The 10,453-nt window shown below is 37.5% G+C and carries 8 protein-coding genes; all 8 read left to right on the top strand.

What is annotated here, in order from left to right; all coding sequences use genetic code 11:
- The first annotated feature begins 157 nt into the window (after positions 1 to 157).
- The 8 genes from ACTJIP_RS22945 to ACTJIP_RS22910 all read left to right on the top strand — a co-directional run bounded on the left by ACTJIP_RS22945 (position 158) and on the right by ACTJIP_RS22910 (position 10,435).
- A complete protein-coding gene (locus ACTJIP_RS22945; RefSeq protein WP_440705135.1) occupies positions 158 to 1,480 on the top strand; it encodes a sigma-54-dependent transcriptional regulator in 1,323 nt (440 codons plus the stop codon).
- Positions 1,481 to 1,833: 353 nt separating this feature from the next.
- Positions 1,834 to 1,911 (top strand): potassium-transporting ATPase subunit F, encoded by a 78-nt coding sequence (locus tag ACTJIP_RS22940; RefSeq protein WP_077415921.1) that lies wholly within the window; start codon positions 1,834 to 1,836, stop codon positions 1,909 to 1,911.
- Between the two features lie 6 nt (positions 1,912 to 1,917).
- Entirely contained in the window at positions 1,918 to 3,612 is a 1,695-nt protein-coding gene (gene kdpA, locus ACTJIP_RS22935) for a potassium-transporting ATPase subunit KdpA (RefSeq protein ID WP_440705134.1), read from the top strand.
- Between the two features lie 174 nt (positions 3,613 to 3,786).
- Positions 3,787 to 5,826 carry a potassium-transporting ATPase subunit KdpB gene (gene kdpB, locus ACTJIP_RS22930; protein ID WP_077415828.1) on the top strand — a complete coding sequence of 680 codons (2,040 nt, stop codon included), beginning with the start codon at positions 3,787 to 3,789 and terminating at the stop codon, positions 5,824 to 5,826.
- A 10-nt stretch (positions 5,827 to 5,836) separates the two neighbouring features.
- Positions 5,837 to 6,394 carry a potassium-transporting ATPase subunit KdpC gene (gene kdpC / locus ACTJIP_RS22925; RefSeq protein ID WP_077415826.1) on the top strand — a complete coding sequence of 186 codons (558 nt, stop codon included), beginning with the start codon at positions 5,837 to 5,839 and terminating at the stop codon, positions 6,392 to 6,394.
- Positions 6,395 to 6,461: 67 nt separating this feature from the next.
- The gene (locus ACTJIP_RS22920) at positions 6,462 to 7,547 is read left to right on the top strand and encodes a porin (protein WP_228408743.1); all 1,086 of its coding nucleotides are present in this window, start codon (positions 6,462 to 6,464) and stop codon (positions 7,545 to 7,547) included.
- Between the two features lie 57 nt (positions 7,548 to 7,604).
- Positions 7,605 to 8,714, top strand: coding sequence for a histidine kinase (locus tag ACTJIP_RS22915; RefSeq protein ID WP_047383121.1), 1,110 nt, complete (start codon positions 7,605 to 7,607; stop codon positions 8,712 to 8,714).
- Between the two features lie 5 nt (positions 8,715 to 8,719).
- A complete protein-coding gene (locus ACTJIP_RS22910; protein ID WP_077415824.1) occupies positions 8,720 to 10,435 on the top strand; it encodes an ATP-binding protein in 1,716 nt (571 codons plus the stop codon).
- Positions 10,436 to 10,453 lie beyond the last annotated feature (18 nt).

The raw sequence follows: 10,453 nt of genomic DNA, 5'->3' as shown, positions 1-10,453 counted from the left end.
ATGCAGCGCAGGGCAGCCTGGCGTGAGGAGTATGAATGGATAGCGGGAGAAGGCTCCAAAAATATCACCAGTTGTTCACTAAACTATTTCCTTGTAGAAACCAGTTTTACTCGAATAAATTCAATAAGTTTGTATTAGTTTTCCAAAAATAATTATAATGTCAGGAAACATTCTGATCATCGATGATGAGATCAAACTCCTTAAGTTACTGGGAATGATCCTCTCCCAAGAAAATTTTAATGTAAAAGAAGCTTCTACAGCACGTTCAGCGATGACAATGCTGGAGCAATATGATTTTGATGTTGTTTTAAGCGATGTCCGTCTGCCTGATGCTTTTGGAGTAGAACTGATAAAGTCTATTAAAAGCAAATATCCTCAGCTGGAAATTATTCTAATGACTGCATTTGGAAATATCACGGATGCAGTACAAGCCATGAAGAATGGCGCTTACGATTATCTGGTGAAAGGAGATGATAATGAGAAAATTATACCATTGGTGTATAAAGCCCTTGAAAAGGTAAAGGATAATAAATCTAGAATGGTCCAGCAGGTTATTACGAAAGGTTTTGATCAGATCCTGGGTAAATCACCTTTAATTCTGCAGGCTAAGAAATTAGCAGAAAAAGTGGCTTTAACGAATGCTGCTGTGCTTCTTACAGGAGAAACAGGAACGGGTAAGGAAGTCTTTGCCAGTGCTATTCATGAAGGAAGTGACAGAAATAAAAACAGCTTTGTGGCAATCAACTGTTCAGCATTTAGTAAAGAGATTTTGGAAAGTGAGCTTTTTGGCCATAAACAGGGGGCTTTTACAGGGGCGATAAAGGATAAAAAAGGGTTGATTGAAGAAGCAAATGGAGGGACATTATTTCTGGACGAAATTGGTGAGATGCCGATAGAACTTCAGGCTAAGCTGCTCAGAGTTCTGGAAACCAGGGAATTTATCAAAATGGGTGAGACGAAAGTTTCAAAGTCTGATTTTAGATTGATTGCGGCTACCAACAGAGATCTGGAGGTTGAAATAAAGCAGGGAAACTTCAGAGAAGATCTCTATTTCAGATTGAATGTATTTGAAATCAGTCTTCCGTCTCTGCGCAATAGAAAAGAAGATCTGAAAGTACTTGCGAAGAACTTTATTGATCTTTTTTCTCATAAACTTCACTTGTCCTCTGTTCAGGTGAGTCCGGACTATTATAAAGCGCTAGAAGTAAATGAATGGAAAGGAAATATTCGTGAGTTGAGAAACGCTGTAGAGCGGAGTTTGATTTTAATGGATAACAATATTCTTGATGCTGAAAGCCTTCCTCATTATTCCGAGAAAGCAGTTCCGGAAAGTGATTCGCTAAGCATTCGTTCACTGGAAAAAATACATATTCAAAAAGTATTACAGTACACAAAAGGAAATAAAGCAGAAGCTGCCCGTTTACTAGAGATCGGTATTGCTACGCTGTACAGAAAGCTTGAAGAATATGGATTGAAATAAATCTTTTATCATTTTAATAAAGAGCCTATCATTTTGATAGGCTTTTCTGTTTTTATATAGTTTGGTTATTTAGGTTAATGTGTTGATATATAGATTTTTACTCGATTGTTTTTCAGAATGGACTTTCTTTTGGCATATAGTCTCTGAATAAAATATTTTAAAATGACAATTTCAAGAAAAACGTTTAAAAAACGGGAGCATTCAACTTTTAGTCTGCTGATTGTATCGTATGTATTACTGACTCTTTTAACCATAATGATTAAGATATGATGCTTATAAGTTTAATTCTGCTTTTTGCAGTGTTGTTTTGGCTTTTATATAAATCAGTTGAATTTTTTGATAGAATATAAATTATGTGGAGTTTATTTTTCCTCTCAATACTTGCCTTTGTGTATATCTGTTATGTTTTAATTAAACCTGAAAAATTTTAATTGGTCATGAATACAGAAATTTTAGGCATTATAGCAATGTTTGCTGTCACGTTAGTTATCGGAATATTTTTAGGTAAATACATAGCTAATGTTTATGGATACAAAAAGACTTTCCTTGATCCGGTTTTTGAACCCATTGAAAAGTTAATTTATAAAATATCGGGAATCAATCCTTCCCGTCAGATGAATTGGAAACAGAATATGTATGCCATGCTGGCGATCAATCTGATCTGGTTTATCATTGGTTTTCTTCTTTTAATGAACCAGGCCTGGCTTCCTTTAAATCCTGATGGGAATCCGAATATGTCACCCGATCTGGCTTTTAATACGACTATTTCGTTTTTAGTCAATTGTAATTTACAGCATTACTCGGGAGAAACGGGAGTAAGCTATCTGAGCCAGCTTTATCTGATGTTTTTACAGTTTGTAACAGCAGCAACAGGGATGGCGGCAATGGCAGTTCTTTTCAAAGCTTTTAAAGAAAAAACAAGCACAGAATTAGGGAATTTCTACGATTTTTTCACAAAATCAATGATCAGAATTCTGGTTCCAATAAGTATAATTGTAGCTTTCATTCTTTCTATCAATGGAAGTCCGATGACTTTTGAAGGAAAGGATCATATGATTACATTGGAAGGTCAGAAAGCTGATGTTTCCAGAGGTCCTGTATCTGCATTTGTTGCCATTAAACATTTAGGCACTAATGGAGGTGGGTTTTTTGGAGCCAACTCAGCACATCCGCTTGAAAATCCTAATTATATAACCAATATGACAGAGATGGTCACTCAAATGATCATTCCCTTTGCATTGGTATTTGCACTGGGTTTTTATCTGAAGAAAAGAAAGCTTTCATGGGTGATCTTTACCGTAATGACAGTCGGTTTTCTTGCTCTTACCATTCCGAATGTTGTGAATGAAACAGGAGGAAATCCTCTGATTACACAAATGGGAACAGACAACAGTCTGGGAGCAATGGAAGGCAAAGAAATACGCTTCGGAAGTGCTTCATCTGGTTATTGGAGTATCGCAACTACGGTTATTTCCACAGGATCTGTGAATTCTATGCATGACAGTACAATGCCGCTTTCGGGGATGAATGAGCTGCTTGCGATGATGATCAACTGTTTCTACGGAGGCTGTGGAGTCGGAATTCTGAACTATTTCATCTTTATCATTCTGGCTGTATTCATCAGTGGTCTGATGGTAGGAAGGACTCCTGAATTTATGGGGAAAAAGATTGAAGCCAAGGAGATGAAGATCGCTATGATTGTGGCTTTATTTCATCCTTTCTTAATTCTTGCGGGAACAGCTTTAACGGCCTATCTACCAGAATTTGGAGCAAAAACACTGAATAATCCAGGTTTCCATGGCTTCAGTGAAATGCTCTATGAATTTACTTCTTCTGCAGCCAATAACGGATCAGGATTCGAGGGACTTGGAGATAATACGCCGTGGTGGAATATCTCAACAGGAATTGTCCTGTTACTGTCAAGATTCATCCCGATTATAGGACCGGTAGCGATTGCAGGACTATTGGCACAGAAGAAATATATCCCTGAAAGCTCAGGAACGCTGAAAACAGATACGGCTACTTTCGGATTTATGACACTGGCAGTGATTCTACTGATTGCAGCACTGTCTTTCTTCCCTGCATTGACCTTGGGTCCTATTGCAGAGCAGATTCAGTATTTCTCAAAATAAATGTGAACATTAAAAATTACAATCAATATTAACCATTAAGGATGCTGAAAAGTTTGAGGAAGCTAGTCTGACACTTACTGAAACGTTCACTTAATATTATCCATATCTATCCTTATTATTTGGCAGACCTTAATGGTGATTATTGATTTACAATGATATAAACTCTTTCAAAAAATGAAAAATCAGTCACAAACATTGTTTCAGAGAGATTTGGTAAATGAAGCGATCAAGCAGTCCTTCGTAAAGCTGAATCCGAAAATTATGTTTAAAAATCCAGTAATGTTCCTGGTGGAAGTCGGAACAGTTGTCATGTTCATTGTGAGCATGTTCAGTCTTACTGGTGATAAAAGCCAGGGAAGTTTTTCCTACAATTTTTTAGTATTTATTATTTTATTTTTCACCGTTCTGTTTGCGAATTTTGCAGAAGCTATAGCAGAAGCAAGAGGAAAAGCGCAGGCTGATACTCTCAGAAAGACAAGAGAAGAAACTCCAGCCAAATTAGTGGTTGATAATAAACCCGGGTTTCAGGTAGAAACAGTGTTGAAAATGTCTGCTGAAATGACTTTAGGTGATATTTTCCTTTGTGAAGCTGGAGATCAGATTCCAATGGATGGTGAGATTATTGAAGGTCTTGCAACCATTGATGAGTCTGCCATTACCGGGGAAAGTGCGCCTGTAATCCGTGAATCAGGAGGAGATAAAAGCTCTGTAACAGGAGGCACAAAAGTTCTTTCAGACAGAATTAAAGTAAAAGTAACAACAAAACCGGGAGAATCCTTCCTTGATAAAATGATTGCTCTTGTAGAAGGAGCATCAAGACAGAAAACACCTAACGAAATCGCATTAACTATACTTTTGGCAGGATTTACCCTTACATTTATTATTGTTACCCTTACTTTAAAGCCTTTTGCAGATTACGCGCAGACTCCGATTACCATTGCGGCATTTATATCTCTTTTCGTTTGTCTTATTCCGACAACAATCGGAGGTCTGCTTTCTGCAATCGGGATTGCAGGGATGGACAGAGCATTGAGAGCGAATGTGATTACCAAAAGTGGTAAAGCTGTAGAAACAGCGGGAGATATTGATGTTCTGCTGCTGGATAAAACAGGAACAATTACTATCGGAAACCGTAAAGCAACCCAGTTTCATCCTGCAAACGGAATTCAGCTTGAAGAATTTATTAAAGCTTCTGCACTAAGTTCTGTAGCTGATGAAACACCGGAAGGAAAATCAATCATTGAATTAAGTGCTTTGAAATCTGAAGATTTATTGGTTCCTAATCCTACTTATATTGATTTTACAGCAGAAACCAGAACTTCAGGGATCGATTTTGAAGAAACAAGAATCCGTAAAGGAGCTTATGATACCATAAAAAAACTGACTGAAAAAGCCGGGAATATCTTCCCAAAAGAAACCCAGGATGCAGTAACCAAAATTTCTGAAAATGGAGGAACTCCTCTGGTGGTAGCCGTTAATGAAAAAGTATGGGGTGTAATTGAACTTCAGGATATCATAAAAACAGGAATTCAGGAGCGTTTCCAGAGACTGAGAAAAATGGGCGTAAAAACGGTAATGGTAACCGGAGATAATCCTTTAACAGCAAAATTTATTGCAGAAAAAGCTGGAGTAGACGACTTTATTGCTGAAGCCAAGCCTGAAGATAAGATGAATTACATCAAAAAGGAACAGCAGGAAGGGAAGCTGGTAGCCATGATGGGTGACGGTACAAACGATGCTCCGGCGCTGGCTCAGGCAGATGTAGGAGTAGCAATGAACAGCGGAACACAGGCAGCAAAAGAAGCCGGAAACATGGTAGATCTCGATAATGACCCAACAAAGCTGATCGAAATTGTGGAAATCGGGAAGCAGCTGCTGATGACAAGAGGAACATTGACAACTTTCAGTATTGCAAACGACGTTGCAAAATATTTTGCCATTATTCCTGCGCTCTTTATCACTTTTATTCCTTCGCTTCAGAAGCTGAATATTATGAATCTTCACAGCCCTGAAACAGCCATATTATCAGCGGTTATTTTCAATGCAGTGATCATTCCATTTCTGATCCCGCTGGCGTTGAAAGGGGTAGCTTATAAGCCAATTGGTGCAAGTGCCTTATTGAGAAGAAATCTTTTGATCTACGGTCTGGGTGGAGTAATTGTTCCGTTCATTGGGATCAAAATGATTGATCTGGTAATCAGTTTATTTTATTAAAATTTAAAAAATGAAAAATCATATTGTTTCAGCATTCAGATTAACTCTTGTAATGCTGGTGGTTACAGGTATTTATCTGGCAATTGTATACGGAGGTTCTAAAATACTTCCCAACAAAGGAAACGGAGAAATTGTTTATAATAAAGGGCAGAAATTTTATGCCAATATCGGACAGGAATTTAAATCTGAAAAATACTTTCATGGGCGTCCTTCTTCTGTCAATTATAATGCAGCAGGAAGTGGTGGCAGCAACAAAGGGCCAAGCAATGAAGAATATCTGGAAACTGTACAAAAAAGAATAGATACTTTAAAAATGAAGAACCCTGAAATGGGAAATACTAAAGTTCCTGTAGAACTTGTTACGGCAAGTGGTAGCGGTCTGGATCCTGATATTTCTGAAGAAGGAGCTTTGTACCAGGCAAAGAGAATCGCAAAAGTGAGAAGCCTTTCTGAAGAACAGATCAAAAATTTAATCAATAATCAAACTGAAAAGCCGTTTTTAGGGCTTTTCGGACCATCCAAAGTAAATGTTCTGAAGCTTAATATCGCTTTGGATCAATTAAAATAATAAATTTAATAACCGATAATCATGTCAAGGTTTTAAACCCTGACATAATTAACATACCTTAATAAAAGTGAAAAAATATTTAGCTATAGGTGCCATATTGGGAATGTTTTTCTCAAAAGCCCAATCATCAGATTCATTGAAAACAGGGAATAAAGTGACATTTTCCGCTTATGCAGAACTCTTTTATACCTATGATTTTAATGAGCCGGGCAATCATATGCGTCAAAACTTTTTATACTCATATAACAGACATAATGAAGTAAATCTTAATCTGGGATTGGTTAAAGCCAACTATCAGAGTGAAAATCTCCGTGCCAATGTAGCTTTAATGGCCGGAACTTATGCCCAGGATAATATGGCAGCTGAACAAGATGCTCTGCGCTATGTAAATGAAGCGAATATCGGAATCAAAATTTCTAAAAATAAAAACCTGTGGATTGATGCAGGGATCATGCCGTCTCATATCGGCTGGGAAAGTGCCATAGGAAAGGATAATATTAATCTGACCAGAAGTTTTGCAGCAGAAAATTCTCCTTATTTTGAAACGGGTGCCAAAATTTCTTATATCTCAGATAATGGGAAATGGTTTTTAAGCGGATTGGTCTTGAATGGCTGGCAGAGAATTGCCAAGCCTGAAGGAAATCAGAGTATTTCTTTCGGACATCAGGTGACCTATAAACCCAATGATAAAATTACCCTGAACAGCAGCTCGTTCATCGGGAATGATAAAGCAAAGGATGATAAAAGAATGCGCTATTTCCATGATTTGTATGGAAGTTTTCAGCTGACAGATCAGTTTTCAGCGGTATTAGGATTTGATATCGGAGCAGAACAGAAGTCAAAAGGAAGCGAGCAGTATAATATCTGGTACAGCCCCAATGTATTAATGAAATATCAATTAGACAACAAATGGGCACTGGCAGGAAGATTAGAATATTACAATGATAAAAACGGTGTGATTATCAGTACAGAAACTCCCAATGGATTTCAGACTTTCGGATATTCTCTCAATGTAGATTATGCAATCTTTAAAAATGTGGTTTTCCGTACAGAGGCAAGAGGTTTTACTGCTAAAGATGCCATTTTTGCAAAAAATGATGAATTTAGAAAAGGAAATTTCTTCATCACAACAAGTCTTGCAGCCTGGTTTTAGTGATCAGTTTAACCACAGTTGAACGTGTTTAAAATAAAATTAAAAAGAATAAAATCAATGTCATCAGCAAAAGATTTTTTAGAACTTATCCAGAAATCCCGTAAAGGAAAATTCAAAATTTATATCGGGATGAGTGCAGGTGTAGGAAAGACTTTCCGTATGCTTCAGGAAGCGCATTCTCTTTTGCGAAATGGCATTGATGTAAAGGTTGGTTATATAGAAACCCATGGTCGGGAAGAAACCGTGGCACTAGTAGAAGGACTTCCTGAAATTGAAAGAAAATCGGTTTTTTATAAAGGAAAAAACCTTGAAGAAATGGATCTTCAAGCTATCATTAATGAACATCCTGAAGTCGTTTTGGTAGACGAGCTGGCCCATACCAATGTAGAAGGATCTAAAAATAAAAAAAGATGGCAGGATGTCCTGGAAATCCTTGATAATGGGATCAATGTCATTAGTGCCATGAACATCCAGCATATCGAAAGCCTGAATGAAGAAGTAAAGAAAATCACAGGAGTAGAAGTGGCAGAGCGGGTTCCGGATAAGATACTGGCACTTGCAGATGAAGTGGTGAATATAGACCTTACGGCTGATGAGCTACTGACGCGTTTAAAAGAGGGAAAAATCTATAAAAAAGAAAAAATTCAGACCGCACTCAGCAATTTCTTCCAAAGTGGGCATATTCTCCAGCTTCGTGAGCTGGCTTTAAAAGAAGTGGCTACCCATGTGGAAAGGAAGGTAGAAACAGAAATTAAAACTGAAAATTTTAAACCTATAAAATTTCTGGCCTGCATCAGCAGTAATGAGAAAATTGCCAAAACAATTATCCGGAAAACAGCGAGATTAGCCAGTTACTATAACAGTCCATGGACTGTTTTGTACGTTCAGAAACCTTCTGAAAATCCGGAAAAAATTGCCCTGGATAAGCAGCGGTATTTAATTAATAATTTTAATTTAGCACAGGAATTAGGCGCCAAAGTAGTCCGGATCAAAGAAAGCAGTGTTCATAACGGAATCCTGGAATATGTGATTGCCCATAATATCACAACGGTCTGCATTGGGAAACCTCATGCCAGTTTCTGGCAGCGAATGCTGGGCTACAGCTGGATCTATACCCTTATGAACAGGCTGAATGAAAGACAGATAGATATTATTATTTTATCATAAAAATAATGAAACTTAAAACGAAACTTACCTTAGGCGTTGGCCTTTTATTTCTGCTGATCGTTCTGCTTTCAGTGATAGGTTCTGTATACATCAATAAATTAAAATCTGATACTGAAAAGATTCTTACCGCCAATTACAACAGTCTGGAATTTTCCAAGAATATGCTTCTGGCACTGGATAATATCAGTACAGACAGTACCGTTGCAATAGCAGATTTTAGGAAAAATAATAAATTACAGGAAAAAAATCTTACAGAATTTGGAGAAAAAGAAGCTACCCAGAACCTCAATATGCATTTCAGCAGCTATCTGAAAGCACCGGACATCCATAAAGAAAAACTAATCCGCGAGGATCTGGCGAAGATCATGTCTTTAAATATGAAAGGCATAGAACGGAAGAGTGATATCGCCATCATTACAGCAGAAAATGCCACGTTCTGGATCGTAAGTTTAGGAACAGTGTGCTTCCTGATTGCTTTTATTCTGCTTTTCAATTTACCACAAACTATTGCAGAGCCAATCAATCAGTTAACCTTCAGTATCAAACAGATTGCTGATAAAAACTATAATGAGAGGGTGCATTTCAAAGGAAGTGAAGAGTTCAGCAGTCTGGCAGATTCATTCAATACGATGGCGGAGAAACTTCAGGAGTACGAAAGCAGTACACTTTCCAAGCAATTGATGGATAAAAAACGGATCGAAACATTGGTGAACAATATGCATGATGCGGTGATTGGCCTGGATGAGAATCATTTTATCTACATGATCAATGATGAAGCATTGAAGATCACCAATCTCCATAAAGAAGAAATCATTGGTAAAACGGCTCATGAAGTAGCCATCAACAACGATCTGATGCGCGAACTGCTGAAAAATATTGACCATCCGGTAAAAGACCCGATTAAGATTGTCCGTGATAATAAAGAAAACTATTTTGAACAGGATATTGTTCCCATCAATATTGTAAAAACAGGTGAAAAGGAGAAAAAATATATCGGAAAGGTAATTTTGCTGAGAAATATTACCCCTTTTAAAGAACTGGATTTTGCTAAAACCAATTTCATTGCAACGATTTCCCATGAATTGAAAACTCCGATTTCTGCTATTAAAATGGGCGTTCAGCTCCTTGGAAATCAAAAGTTTGGGGAACTGAATGAGCAGCAGCAGGAATTATTGAAAAGCATCAATGAAGATGGGCAGCGTTTACTGGATATCACAGGAGAATTGCTTAATCTTTCTCAGGTAGAATCGGGAAATATCAGACTGACCGTGGAAAAATGTTCTCCTAAAGAAATTGTACAGACTGCTGTAAAGAATGTTGAAAAGCTTGCCGAACAGAAAAATATCACCATTAGTACAGAATATCTTTTAGAAGAAAGTGATGCGGTAACTGCCGATTTTGATAAAACAGTCTGGGTGATGAATAACTTTCTTACCAATGCTGTGAAACACTCTTTTCAGGATGAAAATATTCAGATTGTAGTAGAAAAACAGAACTCGTTCATTCAGTTCAGTATTGTTGATACCGGAAGCGGAATTGATGAAAAATATCACCGTCAGATCTTTGACCGTTATTTTCAGGTTCCCGGAGAACATCAGAATGGAACAGGACTGGGATTAGCAATCTCGAAGAATTTTATTGAAAAGCAACACGGAGAAATAGGAGTGAAGAGTTCTCTGAATAATGGAAGCACGTTTTATTTCAGACTGCCGGTTTCATAAGAGTTATTGTTATATATT

Origin of the sequence: Chryseobacterium sp. 22543 (genome assembly GCF_052044565.1) — a bacterium.
Lineage (GTDB): Bacteria > Bacteroidota > Bacteroidia > Flavobacteriales > Weeksellaceae > Chryseobacterium.
Note: the sequence above shows the minus strand (reverse complement) of the source record. Positions and strands in the feature narration are given on the sequence as shown.

Bases quoted from the DNA above. Each gene is read 5' to 3' on its own strand.
- ACTJIP_RS22945 (WP_440705135.1), top strand. From the start codon at position 158: ATGTCAGGAAACATTCTGATCATCGATGATGAGATCAAACTCCTTAAG.
- ACTJIP_RS22940 (WP_077415921.1), top strand. From the start codon at position 1,834: ATGTGGAGTTTATTTTTCCTCTCAATACTTGCCTTTGTGTATATCTGT.
- kdpA (WP_440705134.1), top strand. From the start codon at position 1,918: ATGAATACAGAAATTTTAGGCATTATAGCAATGTTTGCTGTCACGTTA.
- kdpB (WP_077415828.1), top strand. From the start codon at position 3,787: ATGAAAAATCAGTCACAAACATTGTTTCAGAGAGATTTGGTAAATGAA.
- kdpC (WP_077415826.1), top strand. From the start codon at position 5,837: ATGAAAAATCATATTGTTTCAGCATTCAGATTAACTCTTGTAATGCTG.
- ACTJIP_RS22915 (WP_047383121.1), top strand. From the start codon at position 7,605: ATGTCATCAGCAAAAGATTTTTTAGAACTTATCCAGAAATCCCGTAAA.
- ACTJIP_RS22910 (WP_077415824.1), top strand. From the start codon at position 8,720: ATGAAACTTAAAACGAAACTTACCTTAGGCGTTGGCCTTTTATTTCTG.